This is a genomic window from Alloscardovia sp. HMSC034E08, from assembly GCF_001813415.1.
GTDB classification, from domain to species: Bacteria; Actinomycetota; Actinomycetes; order Actinomycetales; family Bifidobacteriaceae; genus Alloscardovia; species Alloscardovia omnicolens.
Genome location: NZ_KV812468.1, coordinates 1,488,325 through 1,509,108 on the forward strand (window position 1 = coordinate 1,488,325; position 20,784 = coordinate 1,509,108).

A 20,784-nucleotide genomic window follows, 5' to 3' on the forward strand; every position below is an offset into this window, starting at 1 on the left:
CTCCAGAAACACAAGCAACCGTTCCAGCAAGCGTAGCAATGCTTCGCGTTTTGCAGTCATGGGGTGTTAAGCATATTACGGCTACCCAGGCGGCTCTTTTAACTCGACAATGGCGGCATTGGACGCCGAAAAAGATCGTATTCAGTACATTCAGGTGCGTCACGAGCAGGTGGGTGCTTTGGCTGCGTCTGCAGATGCAAAGCTGACCGGCCGCGTTCAGGTGTGCTTCGGCTCTGCAGGTCCAGGCGCCACGAACTTGCTCACCGGTTTGTACGATGCGCGCGAAGACCATGCGCCAGTAGTAGCGCTGATTGGTCAGGTGCCAACCACCAACATGAACTACAACTACTTCCAAGAGTTCGCTGAGAACCCAATGTTCGAAGATGTTGCAGTGTACAACCGTACCGTTATGACCGCCGAAAGCCTTCCATACGTCGTCGATAAGGCTGCGCGCGAGGCCTACAAGCACAAGGGTGTAGCTGTTGTTGTTATTCCAAACAACTTCGGTTATGTTCAGATCCCAGATGAGCCATATTCGAGCTCCTCGCCAACCGACCGCAAGCCAGCTCCACTTCCATTGCCAACCGACGAGGAAGTAAAGAACGTTCTCGGCCTTATTAAGGCGGCAAATGCCCAGTTATTCACGTGGGCCGCGGCATTGGTGCAGATGGCGAGAAACTCGTGGAGCTGTCCAAGAAGCTGCAGATTCCTCTGGTTCTTACCGGTTTGGCTAAGGGCTTGGTCCCAGAAGAGTATGAGGGCAACCTCGGTTACGCTAACCGCGCTGCATGCAAGGCTGCCGATGAGGCGTTTGCGGCTGCAGATTTGGTGATTGCTTTGGGCTCGAACTTCCCATTCGCCAACCTCGTATACCGCACGCATAAGTTTAAGTTTGTTCAGATCGACGCTGATTCTGGTCAGTTCGGTTCGCACCACTTCTTGGATTATGGCGTATGATCCGACGCTACTGCTTTCGTTGAGAAGGCTTTGGAGCTGTCTGAACCAGCTGAATCCTCGCCATTCTTCCGCGCAGTTGTGGCTGCTAACAAGAACTGGCAAGAATACATGACCAAGATGACCAACCGTCCATCCGATCCGCTCGAGTTTGAGGCAGTATACAATGAAATCAACCGCATCGCAGAAGAAGATGCTCTCTTCTCCATCGATGTTGGCGATAACATTATTAACTCCTTCCGCTACCTGCACTTAACTCCAAAGAACAAGTGGACTATTTCCGCTCTGTTCGCTTTGATGGGTTATGGCGTGCCAGGTTCCTTGGCTGGAGCGTTGAGCTTCCCAGAGCGTCAGATCTTTAACATTTCTGGCGATGGCGCATTCTCGATGGTTATGCAGGATATTATTACGCAGAAGAAGTATAACCTGCCTGTTATTAACATTATTACCTCGAACGCATCCTTGAACTTCATTAAGTCCGAGCAGGACGATCTGCCAATCCCAGAACACTCAGGCATCTTTATTGAAGATCAGGACTTCGCAATGATTGCGCGCGGTATGGGCGTAGAAGCAGTAACAGTAACCAAGTCCGACGATTTGCCAGCTGCTTTCGATAAGGCAGTAGAGGTTACGAAGGCAGGACGTCCGTTCTTGATTGACGCCAAGATTACCGATAAGCGCGGTATGCCTGTAGAAGAGCTTGAACTGCACGTAGAAAACGGTAAGTTTGTAGAAACCATTAACCCTGGTTACAACGCAAACGGCAAGCTGACTCACCCAGGTAGCGTAGAAGAATTCTTCGCATCCTACGACGGTGAAGAGCTTAAGCCAATTACCTACTACTTCGACCAAGAAGGTGTGGTTGCTGACTAAGCAATAAAACACGAAAGGGCTTCCCTGGGGAAGCCCTTTCTTTTAGTCCTCGTACGGCAAATGCGCTAATCGGCGAAATATCGCCGGATCGGATCAATCAAAGAACTGACTGGTAGCTGTATTCAAAGTGCGCACAGCCTCCATCTCGTCGTAGCTCGTATCGCTTACCCACAGCTTGGACGTAACGAAAATATCTGCGCGGTCGATATCCAGCTCGGCTTCAGCTCGGCGGAGAGCGCAGCCCACCGCGGCTTCTGTCTGATAGAACGCGGCCGTATCGATAAGACGATAATCCGCTTTAAGCGCAGTAAAGACCGCATCTTTCGCCGCTTCGTCGCTAGTGCCGAGACCTTGGCTCGCAGTCGGTTGGAAGGTACCGAAACCGAGCAGTGGCAGTTCGACGCCGTTATTGAGGGTGATTGATTGCTTCGTACTTGACTTACTTTTGGATGAGATGGCTCAGCTCGTCATACAGTGCGAGGGTATCGGACTGCTCCTGAGAACCGTAGAAGTAGAGAGCGGAGTCATGATTTTTCTTGCCGTTAACCGTAAACTTCATAGAGCAAGGCTTGTGATGCGATGGTGTGAACTTGACGGCATCGATGGTGTTGGTGAGCACCTTTGTTTCTTTATGCGTGCCGAAAAGTAAGAAATTCAACAAACCTATTCGCTTAATGGTTAATAATTTATCGCCATTTGGATATGTATGGACATCTACAGTGCTTTGACCTCAATGTGAAAACTTATACTTGCTCAAAATTCATCTCCTTCTCACTATATGAGTTTACTCTTCTAATGTTTCCGGATTTTGAAATGCCAATATGCGGCCATGGTGCGTATTGTTCTAACGCAATAAAAAAGAAATCTCCTCGATGCCTGTATCTCTAGGCTAGGGAGAAGATTTATCCGTGCGCACGGGGGGAGTTGAACCCCCACGACCTTAGCGGTCACTGGCACCTGAAGCCAGCGCGTCTACCATTCCGCCACGTGCGCAAACAACACAACAGTAGCATAAGTTGCTCCTGTTGTGCAAACTTTCGTTAACCTCGCGAGCCGTTCGCGTAGAAACGAGCTAAATACTGATCTTTAAAATCAGCAAAATATCCGCCATCAATAGACGCGCGAATATCGTCGAGCAAACGAATAAAGAAGCGTTCGTTGTGAATCGTGGTGAGCGTCGCGCCGGTCATCTCTCCCGCGCGCAACAGATGATTCACATACGCGCGCGTATAGTTGCGGCACGTGTAGCAGTCGCAGCCGTCCTCAATCGGCGAGAAATCGAACTTAAAAGCGGCGCGCTTAATGTTCCAGCGGCCGTCCTTCGTAAACACAGCACCGTTACGCGCGGTACGAGCTGGAGCTACGCAATCAAAAGTGTCGCCACCGTTTTCGACGCCGGCAAAAATATCGTCCACTGCGGCAATGCCGAGCACGTGACGAGGTTTATTCTCTGGCAGCTCATCGCAAATCCAAGCGCAGGTCTCGCCCAAAATGCGCTTTTCGATAGCGCCGCCAATACCGAAACCATCAAAATCGAGCGAGCCAATCTGAGAAGCGGCCTTGCGACGCAAATCCTCGTAGTTCGCGCCCTGAACCACGCCAAACAGCGCCTGATACGGCTTGCCCAGTCGCTCCTGCGTTAAACGCTGATGCTCAGCCATGCAGCGCTTCGCCCAACGGAAGGTGCGCTCAACTGACTCCTCCTGGTAACGTCGCGTATTCATGAGTGTGGTTAGTTCGTCGAAAGCGAACATAATATCGGCGCCAATATTATGCTGAACGCGCATGGAAATCTCCGCCGAAAAGCGATGCATGCCACCGTTAAGCGGGGACTTAAAGCTGACGCCATCCTCATCGACGAAGGCCAAGCGCTCCTTGCCTTCAGCAATAACATCGTCGCTCTTCATGCCCTCAATATCCATGGCGAGCGTCTTCTTAAAACCGGCGCCCAAACTCATAACCTGGAAGCCGCCCGAATCGGTGAACGTTGGCTTATCCCAGTTCATAAACTCGTTAAGACCGCCCGCCGCGTCCATGACTGCCTCGCCCGGGCGCTCGTACAGATGGAACGCATTGGCGAGCATAACTTGCGCACCATTAGCCTCCATCTGTTCGCGTGTGACCGCCTTCATCGTCGCCTGCGTTGCCACCGGCACGAAGCATGGCGTTTGAATATCACCATGAGAGGTGTGAATAGTACCCGTGCGGCCGTGCTTGCCATCCAAGCGTGTGTGAATCTCAAAACTGAAGGCACTGCGATCGCCCGGCTGCCCTGGAGCTGCGCCCTTCGTAGCGAACTTAGGCTTTGGGAAGATTGTGCCCTCTGGTGCTGATGTTTGAACCTGGACGTAATTGAAGTGCGGGATGCTCTTCTTTTTCTTACGCTTACGCTTACGCTTTTTGCGCGGCGTTGGGTCTGGGGTTGGGTCTTCCGCTAGTGGGGTGGCTTCCGCTTGTGGGGTCGCGTTGAGCTCTTTTTCTACATCTGTCATGCGTTCTACTGTATTGCATGGCTGGCACGAGCGCTAGCTGGGGGGTCTCTTGAAGTGACCGTGAAGTGTACGTGAAAAGTGATTGGCTATAGCCAGTACCGTTTCACGCGCTAAAATCAGCGGTTTTTAGTCGAAAACCGCGCGTGCATCGTGATTGGTCCATGTCATTCCCGGTTCACGCATCTGCGGGACATGACGCATTCGTACCCGACATGATTCACAACAGCACCAAACATCAAAACCGAGGTGTTCACATAATGTATGGATAAAAGAATTTGATAGTTTATAGCTAGTTTTCAGGTTATTCTCAGATTAGTGGGTTTTTCTAGTACTCAGGAAATGAAGAACGCCTACGTGACGTTTTAGTTGCTGAAGGAGAATTAATGACAAACGAAAATATGCAACAACCAGAGGGTGAAGAGGAATACACAGGATTAATTCAGTCTTATCCAACGACTCCTGCGCAGGGTAATACACAGAATACACAGAATCCATATAACGCGACATATAGCACAACGCCGATGCCATCCGTTCCAACGACGCCAACGACGCCAGCTGTGCCGACTTATCCAGTGCAGAACCAGTACACTCAGAATCAGTATGCTCAGCAGGGCGTTCCACAGTACACCGCAGCGGCTTACGGAACGCAGCCAACCCAGCCAATTCAATCTGCACAGACTCAGGCAGCGTATACGGCCCAACCACAAACCCCAACCCAGCCAACCCCAGCCCAGCAAGGCTCGGCAGCTCCAGGCGGACCATCCTACACAGCTCCAGACACATCAGCTGCTGCTATGAACGCGGCTCAGGTCAAGAATCGCAACGCTTTCGCGGACCCAGCGAACGCATACGGAACGCAGGCAAGCGTCACGGCATCGGGCGTAGCAGTGAACGCGGAAACCGTGTCAACGCTTATAAAGAAGAACCGCGCCACCACTATCTGGGCAGCAGCGGGTGCGGCTGCAGTAGCCGCGCTGCTCGTGGCTGGTCTCGGTTTCGCGGGAATCCGTACGGGCATCATCTCTATCCCTGCGCAGTCAACGCTCAGCTCTATCGAAAGCTCTACGGGCGGCACAGGTACGGCCAGCTCGAGCGCGTCAAACGTTAACTGGACAGCGGTGGCTAAGAAAGTAGCGTCGTCCGTGGTCTCTATCCAGGGAACGGTGCAGAACGGAACGGTCATCGGTTCTGGCGCTATCCTCGATAAGGACGGTCATATTATTACGAATAATCACGTGGTCTCCGGCGCGAGCGACCTGCAAGTAACGCTTGCGAACGGCAACATGTACAAGGCAAAGGTTGTGGGCACCGATCCAACCACCGATTTGGCGGTTATTCAGCTCGAAAACGCGCCAAGCGACCTGACTCCTGTAAGCCTCGCCGATTCCAACAAGCTGGCTGTGGGTGAATCCGTAATGGCTATTGGTAGCCCGCTCGGCTACGAAAACACGGCAACCACCGGTATCGTTTCAGCAGTAGATCGCCCGGTTTCGGTTTCCAGCGAAGATAACAGTGGCAACGTTGTGGTTACGAACGCTATTCAGATTGACGCGTCCATCAACTCCGGTAACTCGGGCGGCCCAACCTTTAATGCGGAGGGCAAGCTTGTGGGCATCAACTCCTCGATTGCAACCGCGGGCAGCTCCAGCTCGTCCGAAGGTTCCTCCGGCTCCATTGGTATCGGTTTCGCTATCCCAGCGAACCTCGCCAAGTGGGTTTCCAACGCCATTATTAAGGACGGTAAGGCAACCCACGTATCGCTGGGCGTAACGGTGAAGTCTGCAACAGCTACCGCGGACGGCGTTACCCGCTCCGGTTCACAGGTACAGAGCGTCGTTCAGGGATCTGCTGCTGAGGCCGCCGGCATTCAGAAGGGCGATACCATCGTTGCGTACGACAAGCACACGGTTGTTTCGAACTCCGCTTTGCTCGGTTACGTGCGTGCTACCCAGCTCGGCGAGAAGGTTATGCTCACCGTTATTCGCGATGGCAAGACCTTGGATCTGACTGCGACTATGAACAAGGAAGAAACTTCCACGACTTCGAGCAACTCCTCGAACGGAAACAGCCAGAACCAGCAGAACAATCAGAACCGCAACAACCAGAACCAGAACAATGGCGGCGATGACGATAACTTCACGAACCCATTCGAACAATTCTTCGGAGACGGTCAGTAAAGGGCTTGGGAAACAGTAAAAGTAGTAGGGTAAGCAGCGTTACAACGGTGTTTACCCCACTTCCGTATTTTGTGCCGTTTCTTTCGCTCGCGTTTTCCTATATCCTTGTGTCTAGAGGTTTTTCTGGGAACACAGGATACAGAAGACAGGCCATAGAACATCGAGGATTATTCAAAACTATGCGAGATTTTAAAGTAGCAGTTGTGGGTGCTGGCCCAGCAGGTGTGTACGTGTCCGATATTTTGCTGCGTCAGTTGGCAGCTAAGCGCGACGAGCTCGGCTTGGGCGCCGACGCCACCGCGCACATCGATTTGTTCGAAAAGCTTCCGGTTCCGTTTGGTTTGGTGCGTTACGGCGTTGCTCCGGATCATCCGGCAATTAAGTACATTATTGGCGCGCTCGAAAAGACGCTGAACAATCCGCAGATTCGCTTGATGGCAGACGTTGAGTTTGGTCGCGATATTAATCTCGACGACCTTCGCGCTCGCTACGATGCTGTTATTTTCGCAACCGGCGCGGTAGATGACCGCCCGCTGACCATTCAGGGCGCAGACGCGCGCGGCGTTTTCGGCGCAGCCCGTTTCGTTGAGTGGTACGACGGCTATCCAACCGCTTCGCCGGATTGGGACTTGTCTGCTTCTCACGTGGCGGTTCTCGGTGGCGGCAATGTGGCGATGGATATTTCGCGCTTGCTCGTGCGCTATCCGGACGACCTGCTACACACCGACATTCCGCAGAACGTGTACGACGGTTTGGACGCGAACAAGGCTGAGGACGTGCACGTGTTCGTGCGCCGCGACGTAACGCACGCCAAGTTTTCCGTACAGGAACTGCGCGAGCTCGAAGCCCTGCCAGGCGTAGAAATCGTTACTTCCGATAGCGATTTCGCTCCAGAAACCTTGACCGAAGCGCATATGGCGGCAGCCAGCGAAGACAAGTTAACGCGTCAGATGGTCGATGAGCTGATTGCCGTGCGCGAGATGAGCCTGAAGATGATGACTGAACACGTTGATTTCGAAGGCAACCCAGCACGCCGTCGCTTCTACCTGTACTTCAACACCAACCCAGTAGAGGTGCTCATCAACGATAACGGTTCTGTAGCGGGTGTGCGCGTGGAGAAAACAACAACCACTCCTGAGGGCGCGATGAACGGTAGCGGTGAATTCAGTGATGTAGCTGTGGAGGCGGTGTATCACGCTATTGGATACAAGCCTGCCCAGGTGAGTGGTATTCCATACGATGAGCGCGCTTACACTCTCGACAACGAAGGTGGCCGCATTAACGGCCTCGACTTCGTGTACGCCACGGGTTGGGCCAAGCGCGGACCTGTGGGACTGATTGGCTCCACAAAGTCAGATGCTCTCGAAACCGTAGAAAATCTCCTGACCGACTGGTCAGCAAGCGAATCAAAGGGACGCGTAGCAGCTCAGCCACAATCAGATATTGCGGATCTGCTGGCCGAGCGCGGCGTGCAGCCTTTGGATTACGCGGCCTGGCAGCGTGTGGACGCGTACGAGCGCGCTCGCGGCGCCGAGGTTGAGCGCGAACATATTAAAGTAATTGACGAGAACGAGCTGCGTGCGCTGGCTCGCGGCGAAAAGTAGGTAAAAATGCGAATCCGTGGTCATGCGAACGGCTTTAAAACGCTCGTTTTGTTCTCGCTTATGTGGGCGCTGATTTTTCTGGTTTGGTACTTTACCGGCGGATCGCGCGGCACGCTTGGCATGTACGTGCTGCTGGCCGTGGCCATGACCTTCGGTAGCTACTGGTTTTCCGACAAGCTCGCGCTCGCCTCCATGCAGGCGGTGCAGGTGAGCGAGCAGGAGCAGCCGGCGCTGTACGCGATTGTGCGCGAACTGGCCGGCCGCGCGAATAAGCCGATGCCGCGCATTTATGTGGCTCCGACTATGTCGCCTAACGCTTTCGCAACCGGACGCAATGAGCGTCATGCCGCGGTGTGCTGCACGCAGGGTATTTTGAATTTGCTGGACGAGCGCGAAATTCGCGGCGTGCTTTCGCACGAGCTCATGCACGTGTACAACCGCGACATCCTCACCTCCTCGATTGCCTCGGCCATGTCGATGGTGATTACATATCTGGCCTACTCGCTGCGCTACTTTGGCGGCTCCTCGCGCGACGACCGCGACAATGCCGGTTCTGCTCTGGGAGGCTTACTCACCTTGATTTTGGCTCCGATCGGCGCCTCGCTTATTCAGATGGCGATTTCGCGCACCCGCGAATACGATGCGGACGAAGACGGTTCGGCGCTCAGCGGCGATCCGCTCGCGCTCGCTTCCGCGCTGGCTAAGATCGAAAGCTCTGTTCAGCAGGTGCCGATGCGTCAGACCGCAGGTACACAGAACGTGTCCGCGTCGATGATTTCCAGCCCGTTTAGGATTCAGGATATTAACCGCCTCTTTTCGACGCATCCGCCGACCGCTCAGCGCATCGCTCGTTTGGAGCAGATGGCGATCGACCTCGATCAGAACGTGCAGCAGGTAGCGCCGAACTATCAGCAGAGCTAATCGGTAGGAGTAATGTTTTACGAGCGTGTACACATGTCTGTGCACGCTCCTACTGTATGAATGTTTAGCGATTATCTCTCAACAAACAATCTCAAGAGAAGGGTTTGTATGAAACCTCGACCGTGTAGGTTAATTCGATAAGACCCTCCAGCGCCTGTGCACCGGAGGGCGGCAACCGGAAGGTGGCAGGAGCACTATGATTTATTTGTCTCAACTTGTGGGAAACCCAGTTCTCGATGTGAACGGTGAAAAGATCGGAACCGTATCGGATCTGGGAATCGCCACAAAAGAAGTTTTCCCACGCGTCACATCCTTGGCATTTATGGGACCAGGCAAGACGCCATTTATGATTAGCTGGCGCAAATACGTTGAATCGTACGATGAGTACGTTGTGCATCTCAAAGTGAGCGCCACGGATATTCGTTTTAGTTATTTGCAATCGGACGAGGTTTTGATCGCCCGCGATATTTTGAACAAGCAAATCGTTGATACACAAGGCATGCGCGTCGTGCGCGTAAACGATCTTAAGCTGTCAGATACGTCCAGCTCGCAACTGCGCTTGCTCGGTGCGGACGTGGGCGCGCGCGGACTGTTGCGCACTTTCGCCCCGCTGTGCGAGACGATTGCTGTGAAAGCAAGCTCGGCTTTCGGCAAGCCACTTCCAGAGCGTTTGATTGCCTGGAGCTACATGAATTTGGTTGACCGCAACCTCTCGGACGTTCAGTTGAGCGTAACGCATAAGACGCTCGACGACATGCATCCGGCAGATATTGCCGACATTATTGAACGCCTCGACCCGCGTTTGCGCGGTCAGGTTTTTGCGCAGTTAGACGATGAACAACGCGCGGATGCGATGGCCGAGTTTGATGATGACCATATGGCGGTCGAGCTGATGGGCGGTATGGCGGAGATGGACGCTTCTCGACTGCTGAGCGCCATGGATCCGGACGATGCGGCCGAGCTCGTGAGTGAACTTGATTACGATAAAGCAGAGAAACTGCTGCGTTTAATGGGCGTGAAGGAACAGCACGCTATTAGGCAACTGCTCGGTTACCGCGACGAAACAGCCGGTCGTATTATGACCAGCGAAGTGGTGGTGTTGCCAATGAATACGACGGTTGCCGAAACGATTGCGCATTTGCGTACCTTGGACGAAGACTTCGAAGCCGTGCGCTACATCTACCTCAACGATGCGCAAGGCGAGTTGTGGGGCGTAGTGTCGCTCGACTTGCTGGTTATTAGCGATGAGCAGGTGAAGTTGGGCGATTTAGCTACACGCGATTTGATTGTGGCTCATCCTGATGATGATCAGGAAGACGTGGCTTTGAACATTGCCAAGTACAATCTGCTCGCCATACCAGTAGTAAACGAAAAGAAAGAACTGCTTGGCATTGTAACCGTCGATGACGCATTAGATGTGTTGGAAGAAGAGCACGCCGAGGACTTGCAAATTGCTGGTGCTTCGCAGGCAGATACCGAACACGATAAAGGTCGCAGCGCCTTCATGTGGATGTTGCGCCGCAATACATGGGTAGTTATGTTCGCCTTGGTGGCTGCCGTGTGTACTGTGGCGGCGTGTGAGATGTTTGCGCGTGTGTCGGGTGGTGTTGCGTCTGCTGTGATTGCCGGCTTGCTCGCTAGCCTGAGCGTTCCAGCCGCCTTAATTATTACTGACGATGCGCTCTCGTACACCACCAGCATCTATTTGGAATACGATGCTGACGATGAGGACGCTCCTTCCACTGTCGGCTTTAGCTTAAAGATGATTGCCTTGGGCGTCGCTTTCGCCGCAGCTTTCGTGCTGTTCTACGCCATGTGCGGTGAATTGGGTGGATGGCTCATGGCGCGCGGTGGTGCTGGTTCTTTGGAGCATCTGCGCGAGGCTTTGCTGGCCAGCATGTGCGCTGCAGGAGTCTCCATTGTGGTCTCGCTGGCCAGTATGCCAGCCTATTTAGCGCGATTGCGAAGTCGTGACGCTCATAATAAAGACAGTAATGGTTGGGCAATGTCCAACACGGCTACGGGCGTGTGCGCAGCAGTATTCATGGTGGTGTTTAGCGTGGCCTTGAGCCTCCAGCTGGGGGTGATGTAAGTGAGCGTACAGAAGAATCGCGCGGTCGATGTCAGCCGCAAATCGTGGTTACCAGAAGACTTCACCTGGCGCAAACTGCTCCTCGCCGTAGGTCCAGGCATGGTTGCCGCGCTCGCAGGTGCGGACGCTGGTGGCGTGGCTACCTATTCCACAGCCGGCGCTCAGTTTGGTTTTAAGCAGTTGTGGACCGTGCCCATTATGTGCTTCCTGCTGATTGTGGCGCAAGAAACCGCCGCCCGCGTCGGCTGCGTTACCGGTAAAGGCTTCGCCTCGCTTATTCGCGAACAGTTTGGCGTGCGCAAGTCCGTGCTGGCCATGCTGGCTTTGCTTATTTCGAATACCACGGTTACGCTGTCTGAATTCGCAGGTATCGCCTCTGGTTTGGGTCTGTTCGGTATTCCAGCTTATTTGTCGGTTCCTGTGGCGGCCCTGGTTATTTGGCTGCTCACCATGAGCGGCTCCTACCGCCGTATCGAGAAGATTCTGCTGGCTATTAGCTGCATCTTCCTCACTTATGTGGTGGCTGGCTTTATGGTGCATCCGAATTGGTCGCAGGCCGCGTTCTATACAGCTGTGCCCGTTTTCGAACCCTCGTCTGCTTATATGAGCCTGCTTGTGGCGAATGTAGGTACCACGATTGCACCGTGGATGATTTTCCTTGCGCAGTCCAACGTTGTCGAGAAGAACTTGCATTCCTCCGACCTGTTTTATCAGCGCGTAGACACGATTTCCGGTGCAGTTATCGCTTCTGCCATCAGCTGGTTTATTATTCTCACCACGGGTGCGGTACTAGCGCACGCGCATATTAAAGTTAACGAGGCTGCTGATGCTGCTATGGCTTTGGCTCCTTTAGTCGGTGACTACGCGCAGATTCTGTTTGGTGCTGGGCTCGTGGGCGCATCGTTTTTGGCGGCCTGCGTCTTGCCAGGCACGACGTCGAGCGCGATTTGTGAGGCGTTTGGCTGGGAGAGAGGAGCCGATCGCAGTTGGGGTGAGGCGCCTGCTTACCGCGGCATTATTACTGCAGTTATTGTTTTCCCTGCAGTTATCGTGATTATTCCGGACGTAAACCTTTTTGGCATTATGATGGCAGCGCAGGTGATTAACGGCATTCTTCTGCCCGTTTTGCTCATCTTCCTCGTTTCGATTGCATCAGATAAGCGCCTGATGGGCTCTCATATCAATTCAAAATTGTGGACATGGCTTACGTGGTTTACGATTGCCGCGGTAGTGGTACTCACGGTCGTTATGTTTGTGCTTCAGTCAGTGTGACCAATCTGCTCAAGTACGCGCTTTTCTGCGTACGTGGCGAAAATCAAGCCGCCTGCTAAGCACAAGCCGGCCGCAATCAGCGCGGTCAAGCGGTAACCCATACCTGCAGAACCGATGAGCGCAACCGAGGTAAACACAATCATGGCGACGGACTGACCAAGCTTCATGCTAAAGGTGCGCGCGGCATAGAACATGCCCTCGCGCTTTTCGCTGGACTCAATCGAATCGGCCTGCGCGACGTCGGCGAGCACAGCCTGCGGCAAAATGCCCAAAATGGCCATCGGTACGGCCGCCAAAATGACCATAACCACCGCCCACACGATCGACGGAATGCCGAACTGACCGGCTTGCGAAGTGAGAACGAAGCCGAGCACGAAAATCATGAAAGCGCTGAAAACAAGTGGTTTCTTGCCGATTCGCTTGGCGGAGATGTTCACGGCGGGGTAGAAGAGCAGTGAGATGACCGTCATGCCGGCGAACAGGAAGAAGGTCATTGAAGCATCGAATCCCATAAGTTCGGTGATGTAGAACGGCATACCGGTTTGGAAAATCGTCAGGCCAATCCAATAGAGCACATCCGAAGCGATAAAAATCTGGAACTGACGGTTCTTAAACGTCTTGCTCAGGCTCTCTCACACGCCAATCGTGGACGGCTCCATCGTTGCGTAGGTTTTCTCGTCGATGGTAAAGGTCGGCATCAGCATGCAGACGATAGCTACTGTGCTCAGGATTGCGACGGTTATGCGGAAATTCGTAACGAAGCCCCACGCTTGCGGCAGGGCGCCCGCGATGTTCGGTACGAGATAGGCTACGGCCGTACCGATAAAGAAGGTGGTGGAAATCGAGGTGGAGACGTTAATGCGCAGTTCTTTCGTGCTGCCCAGCTCCGGGATGAGCGCGTTATACGGCGTGCAGTAGCAGGTCATGCAGAAGTAGAAGATCAGAACGAGGGTGAACAGCGTAGCATTGTTAATCGCTGATTCGTGGTTTATCGGCATAATAAAGATGGCTGTGGTGACCACGCCAAACGGGATGGCAGCCCACTGCATAAACGGTATGCGCCGGCCTCGCGGATTCTTCGAGGCGTCTGATTTTCCGCCAATCCACGGGTCAAGAAACGCGTCGATAAGGCGACCGCTGGCCGTAATAGCGCCGATAGTTGTGAGCCCTAGAACGATTGCGCCCTGTGTAATGAAGATGGGCATCCCTTGGTTTTGCAAGTCTTGGCTTGGCTGATAAAAATAGACCAGCCAGTTGCTAATAATTCCCGACAAAATAGACCAGCCTAGCTGACCGATGGCGAACAGCCACAGGATGCGCGAGGTGGCGAGGGATTTGGTTGTGGTGTTTTCGTTCTTTATGATAGCTCCTTTGCCTTGTGAGATTTATTCTATCTAAGTTGTTGCGTTTGGCGTGCGCGCGTGGCGTTCTGTGCGTTGTGTAACTGTTTTTCGGGTGGAGTTTCGGGTGGGGCGGTGATACACTATCTCTCGTGCTTCGTGTGCACTTTAAGAAGCACTATTGCGAATGTAGTTCATCGGTAGAACGAGAGCTTCCCAAGCTCTAGAGGCGGGTTCGACTCCCGTCATTCGCTCTGATGACCGTTTGTGCCAATGCGTTGGGTGTACTACTGGATGTGGGATAAACCTCGTTGCAACGATACTTATCCCGCGGAATTCAGACCTTCTTGGATAAGCGTATCTCAGTACAAGATTCCCTCGCTTTCGAGTAGCGTTCTCATTGGAGAGGTGAGAAAATCAAATTGTGGATTCAGTTTGAGAGCATGATGAATCATTAATAGGTAGAGGTCTCGAGGTTTTTGTAAATCTTCCCATGCAACGCGCATAAACGAGTACTCGGCATTTTCGAGGAAGTGTTGTCTTTCAAGTTGTTGCCGCCTCTGCTTGTAGAATTCTTCTCGATTGGATCCCATCTTGTTCGCTCCATCAAACTCGATGAGGAGTTTGATGTTTGGTATTGCAAAATCAGCATAATAGTCATGACGATTAGCGCGGATATAATATTGACACTCGTACTGTTCTGGAAAAACAGCTTGGATTATTGGTAAAAGAGCAGCTTCTCCAATATTGCATCCATTGATGGGCGTGACAATGCCATACGCAATGCGGTAATGTCTGGGGATTCGCAGGGTACTCCAATATTGCATCACAAAAGATAATCGTATTGAATGATTTGTGAGGGAATAGGATTTTGTTGCTTCAACAGTTCTTTTAGCGATTGTAACTTGTGGCAATTGACGAGGATTTCGTTTTTGGCTTGTTAAAGCATAGACCGCAGGAATTCTATTCCAAGGCGAAATGCCATTTAGAAGCATAGATGACTCATGTGTGAAGCAGAGGATGTGCAACATGGGTTGGTAGATGCCTTGAAGAGCATGAATTCTAGCGAGATTCACAGCATTCCGTATTTCCCAAGGGGGGGGAGTATCCTTCGTGAATCGTTCGGTATTCATTATCACACCGCGCATAATTTTTGCGTAGTGCTTCTTGTATTTCTTAGAATCATTGTCCTTAAGCACGATAATTTCTGGCTGTTGTATTGAAGTATTCATACTTCGATACTGCCTGTAACAGCCGCAGAAAACCAAACTGAACCGAACATGTGAACCAATGTGAATAACTCAGCGGGGAGTTGGCTACTAAGAGCTAACTCCCCGCTGAATATTTTTTTAGTCTGTTTCGTTCTACTTCGCTTTCTTAATGAACAAGATGACGACTGCACCAAGCATTACGGCGGCGATAGATACTGGGAAAGTAAGGAAGTAGTTGCCCGAGATGAGGACGATTGCCGAGGTGACCAAAGGTGCAACAATTTGACCGAGCGTGTTTGCAAGGTTGAGAATGCCTAAATCTTTACCTGCTTCATCTGGGTTTGGAAGAACGTCAACATTGAGAGCTTGGTCAACGGCCATGTAAATTCCGTAACCAAGACCGGCGATACCGGACATTAGGTACATGCTCGTTGTTGTAGGGAAGAGCCATGGGATAGCGAAGCCAATAGCAATCAAAGCAGAAGCGGCGAAGATAGGAGCTTTACGCTTGCCAATTTTATCGGAAATTGGACCTGCTCCAAGAGAAACAACCAACGAGATAACCATAGTAATAATTGCCATCGTGGACACAACAGCACCAGCTTCGGCAGTGCTCAAGTTAACGTATTTCATGCACACATAGAGCTGATAAGCAATAATCATCTGGTAACCGAAGATGAGTAAGAGGCGGCCGATAAGCGCCAGGTAAAAATCACCAGCATTTTTCGTCGGTGGTCGGAACTGAGCGAGAACTGCCTTTCAATCCAAAGCTGTATTGGTGTTCTCACTTGGCAGTTCACGCGGCAGAATGAAGACTGTAATGATACCGGAAAGAACCCAGAGCACAACGCCAATAATAAACCCAACCTGAGCGTTCTGAAGGAAAGCGGAGCCGATGATGGTGCCCAAAGATTGTCCGACAATCTGACCAGCTCCGGTGAATGCAGACATTGTTCCGCGCTGGGAAAGCGGGATGCGATCAGATAAGATTGCAACAGCAGGTGCCAGCATAATGTTTAATCCGATTTGGAGTACAGACCACCATGCCACGATTTCCACGAGGGTGTTTGTGTGTCCTGTCATCCAGAATGCGACTGCAGCGATTGGTCCGCCAAGAAGAATCCATGGTGTACGCCTACCGAACTTGCTGCGGGTGTTGTCGGATATAGTTCCAAAGACGACATTGGAGATAAGAGCGAAGATAATGCCGATGGAGTTCATGCTGGCGAGAATTGATTCGCCTGATCCGAGGTGAGTGAGTGTGTTAAAACGTGCTGGCAGGAGAACTGATGATCCAATGGTTCCTGCAGACATCCATAATACGCTAAAAATAATAAAAGCGAGAGCAAAACGGAGGCCGTGGATTTTAGAAAGTGGGCGACCTGTATCTGGGGCGAGTGTATCTGCATTACTTGTGATGCTAGTACTCATTAAAACACCATCCTTAGTGTTAAAGCATTTTCAAGGAAAAAGTTCTTGAAAAGCATGAACTTCTCTGTTCCAGTATCAACAATAACTTAATAGTTACCACTTGATAACAAATAACAATATAACTTAAGTTATCATGTGTCAACTTAAAGTGCGGCTACATGGTAATCTTGGTCTTAGTGATTTGTGCGATAGTGAGCCATTGGTTCGTTGAGGGTACGAGGTGCATAGAAAATGACTAGGTCGGAAAGAGAAATCATTGAATCTATAGCTATGGTTCCCGAGCCTACCGAGGGAAATGCTGCGGCTCAATCGGCTAGGACTAAACGGATGAGTGCGCAAGACAGATTAAATCAAATCGTTGAGGTGGCTGTTCGGTTAATCCATCTCAAGGGGTATCACGGAATGTCGTTACGTGATATTGCAGAGGAAATCGGCATCTCTCAAACTGCGGTTATTCACCGTGTTGGGAGTAAGCGCGGTCTATTGGTAGAAGTTATTAAAAGATATTACGATGCTACCGATGCAAGTCGTGTTTATCTTTCTCAGTTTGAGCCCGGTGGAGATTTAGAAGGAGGACAACCTCGTATTCCTGCTATGCTACGTGCGATAGTCATGCAGAATGTGCAGCAGCCGGAGATGGTTCGTTTGTTTGAAGTGCTCAATACTGAAGCTATGTCTCCCGAACATCCAGCTCATGAATATTTTACTGAGAGACCGACTCGAATTCGAGAGGAATATCGTCGCTATAACTGGAAAGTTCCGTCTGGTGTTGATGGCGAGTTTGTGTACATGATGACTATGGCTGCGATGTATGGTTTGGAAGGCCGATGGTTGGGTGATCCTGCCAAGGTTGATTTTGTTGGTGAGTGGGAAGAGTATGAGGAGTATTTATTCCCTTCTCCTTTATGGGATGGTTATAGATAGTTTGTACTTCCGTGATGTCCATTAGGAAAGAATTTGACATATAAGTTACCATATGATAACTTACTAATAGGTAACTTAGGATAATGTTCCGTGTCCGCAGAGTTACTGGTTTGTCAAAAAGTTATGAGTGGCAGCATCTCATGTATCGCTCATACGACAAGGAAGTCGAAAGGACAATCATGACTGGTCTTGTAAATGTTTTCCATGAAGTGGAACAATATAAACTTTTCGCTCTTCAGCTCAATGGACCTCAAGAAGGGAATCCATATGTTGATGTTCAGCTGAGTGCCCGTTTTAGTCATGTAGCCGAGAATGGAAGCAGTGCATCTATTGACGAAGTAGTGAATGTACATGGTTTTTATCGCGGACATGGCAATTACGAGATTCGTTTTATGGCATCGACCGTTGGATCGTGGGTCTTTGAAACGATTAGTAATGTTCCTGAACTTAATAGTATAACTGGCGGCTTTACGGTAACTCCTGCAACGGAAGGCAATCATGGTCGTGTGCTGCGTGCGATTGATGTTCAAAGATTAGATGGTTTGAGTTTGGCTCATAATGAAGCTCAGTATCAATTTGCATACGAAGACGGAACAGCATTTTATCCTTTTGGAACTACTAGCTATGCGTGGACTAACCAAAGCGAGCAAGTACAAAATCAGACCGTGGAAACGTTAAGTCGGGCGAGCTTTAACAAAATGCGTATGTGCATTTTCCCAAAGTTCTACGATTTTAATTCTGAAGATCCTGAATTGTTTGCCTATGACGGTGATATGGGCAGTGGCTTCGATCCTTATCGATTCAATGAAGCTTTCTGGGAAAACCTCGACAAGAGGATTGCGCAACTCGATGCTCTTGGCATCGAAGCAGATATTATTCTGCTCCACCCGTACGATAAGGAAAAATGGGGCTTCTCGAAGATGAGCCGAGAGGAAGACATCTTCTACCTCACATATGTAGCACGCCGTTATGCGGCCTATAAGAATATTTGGTGGTCTTTTGCGAACGAATACGATTTGATGCCATGGAAAACACGAGAAGACTGGCGTTTATATGCTCGTACTGTTATGGCTAACGATCCGTTTAATCATCTGCGTTCTATTCACCAATGCATTACCATGTATGATCACAGTGAACCATGGATTACCCATGTGTCTGTGCAGCGCATAGATGTAACTCGTACGACAGAATGCGTGAGCGATTGGCGTACAGATTATGGCAAGCCTGTTGTTGTTGATGAAGCGGGATATGAAGGCGATATCTACTGGGGTTGGGGCAACTTAACTGCTGAAGAACTTAATCGTAGATATTGGGAAGGTGTTTTGCGCGGTGGCTATGTAACTCATGGAGAAACCTATTTAGGTAATCCAAATATTTGGTGGGCGCATGGTGGCAAGCTTTATGGTCAGTCGCCAGAACGTATTGCATTCTTACGAGATGTGAGGGAGCAGGCTCCACGAAACTTGGCGCCGCTGGATAATCCTGAATTGAAGGCTTTCCAATATTGGGATGCGACCGTTGCTGTGGGAGATAACGGTTACCGTTTAATCTATTTCGGTTTTAATCGACCTGCATATCGCGAAATCAACATCAAGGATTTGTGCGGAGAAGGCAATTTCGTTGTTGATGTTATCGATACGTGGAACATGACGATTACGCGTCTTCCAGGTACATACAGCGATACCGTACATTGCGATTTAGGTAAGCAATACATGGCCATCCGTATTCAAAAAGCCTAAACCCTAGAAATAATTAGTACTGAGGAAGAAAAACGTTATGGCTAATCAGCAATCAACCGTAACTTCGGATAAAGCACCTCTGAGTTTTGCTCAAAAATTTGCTTTTGGGATGGGCGATTTTTGGACGAGTATTGGAAATATTGCGTTAGCAACCTATTTGACTATGTTCTATACGGATGTAGTGCATATTCCAGCTGCTCAGGTGGCAACGCTCTTACTTGTGGTACGTCTTGTCGTGGCATTCTGGGATTTATCGGTGGGGATCCTTGTAGACAAGACAAGTACGCGATGGGGGAAAGCTCGGCCGTGGATGTTGGTTGGCGGTGTTGCTTATGGCATCACGTTTTTCTTCCTCTTTGTGAATCCGTTTAGTAACCATCTGCTTAGTATTATCTTTGCTTGGGTTACCTATACTTTGGTTAACATTGCCTACTCGACTGTAAATGTGTCGTATGCATCGCTTACTTCACTGATGACCAGTGACGTAAATGAGAAAACCCAGCTCAATATTTTCCGCATGACTATTGCCAATGTGGGAGCTTTAATTATTTATGTATGCGCTATGCCGTTTATTAATTATTTGTTTGGCTCAACGGCAATGGGCTGGTCAGTTTTCTTTGGCGCTATTGCAGTTCTCATTCCATGTGGATATTGGTATACCTTCAGCAATACGCGCGAAGTGAATGGTTCGCAGCATAAATCTTCTGGAACTACGCAGTCGGTAGGCGCGCATTTCGACGCGTTAACCAAAAACAAATATTGGTGGATTACCTTAGGCCTCAATTTTGCGTTGTGGATGTACAACGGAATTGCTAATGGAATGGCTACTTATATCGCAAAGTATGTGCTGGGAAATTCAAACCTCACTACTGTTATTGGTTTGGCCACGGTTATTCCTCTGATTATTGGTTTACCGTTTGCTGGATCTTTTGTTAAGAAGTTCGGTAAGCGTAACTCATCGCTCGTCGGTTTAATTCTTGTTGCTGCAGGCTCTTTTGTTGTGTTTATTGATCCAACGAATGTATGGATTTTCTTCGCATCCATAGTGATTCGCATGATTGGTATTATCCCGATTAATGCGGCATTGAATGCTATGAGCGCTGATGTCGTTGATTATGGAGAATGGTCGACGGGCATCCGTTCTGATGGAATTGTATTTAGCTCATCTAGCTTCTCTATGAAGATAGCTATGGGAGTTTCGGCTGCTGCAATTGCTTGGATATTAAGCATGAGCGGATATGATGGTTCCGCGCTTAGTCAGTCCGCAGCAACAGTGAACGCTATTGTTCAATCATTCGTGTGGATTCCAGTTGCGATGGTTGTTGTGATGGCAGTTCTTCTCGCTGTTTACGATCTTGATAAGAAGATTCATACCGTGATTAATGAGCTTGCCTAAACTGCAATCGCACGGTTGAGCAAATCAAAAGGCAGCGGCTTGCTCAGCGGGAAGTTTACGGTGCGCTTTAAGCACTTGTATCCAGCCGCGGTAAAATCAGCGCGCATACGCTCTAAAACAACGTCCTCAGCCGCGCCGCTCACATGCGCTTTCGAAGCGGAAAAGCCAACAATAAAAGTGCCGTGATGCGTAGACATCGGCTGGTTCCATGCGATACGCATCTCAAGTTCAGGGTGATTCTCGACCATCCACTCAAGCAGTTCGCGCATAAATTCGCGCGTCGTATTGGGAACGCGCGAACCGGCGAGATACTCCTCGAAATCAGCAGGAAGCTGGGTAGCCATACTATCTCCTTCGA

At 50.5% G+C, this 20,784-nt stretch carries 17 protein-coding genes, 2 tRNA genes and 2 pseudogenes; 12 read left to right on the forward strand and 9 right to left on the reverse strand.

What is annotated here, in order from left to right:
* Positions 1-109 precede the first annotated feature (109 nt).
* From HMPREF2909_RS09930 to HMPREF2909_RS09415, 3 genes and pseudogenes are all read left to right on the forward strand, one after another.
* Positions 110-301 (forward strand): annotated as a pseudogene (locus HMPREF2909_RS09930) (thiamine pyrophosphate-binding protein); the annotation flags it as partial.
* Between the two features lie 380 nt (positions 302-681).
* Positions 682-957 carry a hypothetical protein gene (locus HMPREF2909_RS09560; protein ID WP_246815541.1) on the forward strand — a complete coding sequence of 92 codons (276 nt, stop codon included), beginning with the start codon at positions 682-684 and terminating at the stop codon, positions 955-957.
* A gap of 30 nt (positions 958-987) precedes the next feature.
* Positions 988-1,827, forward strand: a complete 840-nt coding sequence (locus HMPREF2909_RS09415; RefSeq protein ID WP_210387898.1) for a thiamine pyrophosphate-dependent enzyme — start codon at positions 988-990, stop codon at positions 1,825-1,827.
* A 93-nt stretch (positions 1,828-1,920) separates the two neighbouring features.
* Here the strand turns inward: HMPREF2909_RS09415 and HMPREF2909_RS08940 are convergent, their stop codons facing one another.
* From HMPREF2909_RS08940 to tgt, 4 genes are all read right to left on the reverse strand, one after another.
* Positions 1,921-2,283, reverse strand: a complete 363-nt coding sequence (locus tag HMPREF2909_RS08940; protein ID WP_084797322.1) for an aldo/keto reductase — start codon at positions 2,281-2,283, stop codon at positions 1,921-1,923.
* Positions 2,267-2,485: a hypothetical protein gene (locus HMPREF2909_RS09085; protein ID WP_210387899.1), complete on the reverse strand. Its 219-nt coding sequence runs from the start codon at positions 2,483-2,485 to the stop codon at positions 2,267-2,269. The genes HMPREF2909_RS08940 and HMPREF2909_RS09085 overlap by 17 nt, the downstream gene beginning before the upstream one ends.
* Before the next feature lie 251 nt (positions 2,486-2,736).
* A tRNA-Leu gene (locus tag HMPREF2909_RS08045) sits at positions 2,737-2,820 on the reverse strand.
* A 47-nt stretch (positions 2,821-2,867) separates the two neighbouring features.
* Positions 2,868-4,319, reverse strand: coding sequence for a tRNA guanosine(34) transglycosylase Tgt (tgt, locus tag HMPREF2909_RS08050; RefSeq protein WP_246815542.1), 1,452 nt, complete (start codon positions 4,317-4,319; stop codon positions 2,868-2,870).
* A gap of 383 nt (positions 4,320-4,702) precedes the next feature.
* Between tgt and HMPREF2909_RS08055 the strand changes: the two genes are divergently transcribed.
* The 5 genes from HMPREF2909_RS08055 to HMPREF2909_RS08075 all read left to right on the forward strand — a co-directional run bounded on the left by HMPREF2909_RS08055 (position 4,703) and on the right by HMPREF2909_RS08075 (position 12,385).
* Positions 4,703-6,496, forward strand: coding sequence for a S1C family serine protease (locus HMPREF2909_RS08055; protein WP_071415869.1), 1,794 nt, complete (start codon positions 4,703-4,705; stop codon positions 6,494-6,496).
* A gap of 179 nt (positions 6,497-6,675) precedes the next feature.
* On the forward strand, positions 6,676-8,100 hold the full coding sequence (locus tag HMPREF2909_RS08060) for an FAD-dependent oxidoreductase (RefSeq protein WP_071415870.1): 1,425 nt from the start codon (positions 6,676-6,678) through the stop codon (positions 8,098-8,100).
* A gap of 6 nt (positions 8,101-8,106) precedes the next feature.
* Positions 8,107-9,021, forward strand: coding sequence for a zinc metalloprotease HtpX (htpX, locus tag HMPREF2909_RS08065; RefSeq protein ID WP_021617266.1), 915 nt, complete (start codon positions 8,107-8,109; stop codon positions 9,019-9,021).
* A gap of 196 nt (positions 9,022-9,217) precedes the next feature.
* Complete coding sequence (locus tag HMPREF2909_RS08070; protein ID WP_071415871.1) at positions 9,218-11,113, forward strand: magnesium transporter; 1,896 nt, start codon at positions 9,218-9,220, stop codon at positions 11,111-11,113.
* Positions 11,114-12,385, forward strand: coding sequence for an Nramp family divalent metal transporter (locus HMPREF2909_RS08075; RefSeq protein WP_071415872.1), 1,272 nt, complete (start codon positions 11,114-11,116; stop codon positions 12,383-12,385).
* On the opposite strand, the pseudogene HMPREF2909_RS08080 reads toward HMPREF2909_RS08075, so the two are convergent.
* Positions 12,373-13,770 (reverse strand): annotated as a pseudogene (locus tag HMPREF2909_RS08080) (MFS transporter). The gene HMPREF2909_RS08075 and the pseudogene HMPREF2909_RS08080 overlap by 13 nt on opposite strands.
* A 138-nt stretch (positions 13,771-13,908) precedes the next feature.
* Here HMPREF2909_RS08080 and HMPREF2909_RS08085 point away from each other — a divergent pair.
* Positions 13,909-13,979: transfer RNA gene (locus tag HMPREF2909_RS08085), tRNA-Gly, on the forward strand.
* A 108-nt stretch (positions 13,980-14,087) separates the two neighbouring features.
* Here the strand turns inward: HMPREF2909_RS08085 and HMPREF2909_RS08090 are convergent.
* The 3 genes from HMPREF2909_RS08090 to HMPREF2909_RS09570 form a co-directional block, all read right to left on the reverse strand.
* Entirely contained in the window at positions 14,088-14,957 is an 870-nt protein-coding gene (locus HMPREF2909_RS08090; protein WP_071415873.1) for a hypothetical protein, read from the reverse strand.
* 132 nt (positions 14,958-15,089) lie between these two features.
* Complete coding sequence (locus tag HMPREF2909_RS09565; protein WP_306722557.1) at positions 15,090-15,641, reverse strand: MFS transporter; 552 nt, start codon at positions 15,639-15,641, stop codon at positions 15,090-15,092.
* Positions 15,642-15,695: 54 nt separating this feature from the next.
* On the reverse strand, positions 15,696-16,367 hold the full coding sequence (locus HMPREF2909_RS09570) for an MFS transporter (RefSeq protein ID WP_246815544.1): 672 nt from the start codon (positions 16,365-16,367) through the stop codon (positions 15,696-15,698).
* 327 nt (positions 16,368-16,694) lie between these two features.
* Between HMPREF2909_RS09570 and HMPREF2909_RS08100 the strand changes: the two genes are divergently transcribed.
* The 3 genes from HMPREF2909_RS08100 to HMPREF2909_RS08110 all read left to right on the forward strand — a co-directional run bounded on the left by HMPREF2909_RS08100 (position 16,695) and on the right by HMPREF2909_RS08110 (position 20,426).
* Positions 16,695-17,291, forward strand: coding sequence for a TetR/AcrR family transcriptional regulator (locus HMPREF2909_RS08100; RefSeq protein WP_256375736.1), 597 nt, complete (start codon positions 16,695-16,697; stop codon positions 17,289-17,291).
* Positions 17,292-17,470: 179 nt separating this feature from the next.
* A complete protein-coding gene (locus tag HMPREF2909_RS08105) occupies positions 17,471-19,030 on the forward strand; it encodes a DUF5605 domain-containing protein (RefSeq protein WP_071415875.1) in 1,560 nt (519 codons plus the stop codon).
* Positions 19,031-19,067: 37 nt separating this feature from the next.
* Positions 19,068-20,426 (forward strand): MFS transporter, encoded by a 1,359-nt coding sequence (locus HMPREF2909_RS08110; protein WP_071415876.1) that lies wholly within the window; start codon positions 19,068-19,070, stop codon positions 20,424-20,426.
* On the opposite strand, the gene HMPREF2909_RS08115 is transcribed toward HMPREF2909_RS08110, so the two are convergent.
* On the reverse strand, positions 20,423-20,770 hold the full coding sequence (locus HMPREF2909_RS08115) for an iron chaperone (protein WP_071415877.1): 348 nt from the start codon (positions 20,768-20,770) through the stop codon (positions 20,423-20,425). The two genes, HMPREF2909_RS08110 and HMPREF2909_RS08115, sit on opposite strands and share 4 nt — an antisense overlap.
* Positions 20,771-20,784: the final 14 nt, after the last annotated feature.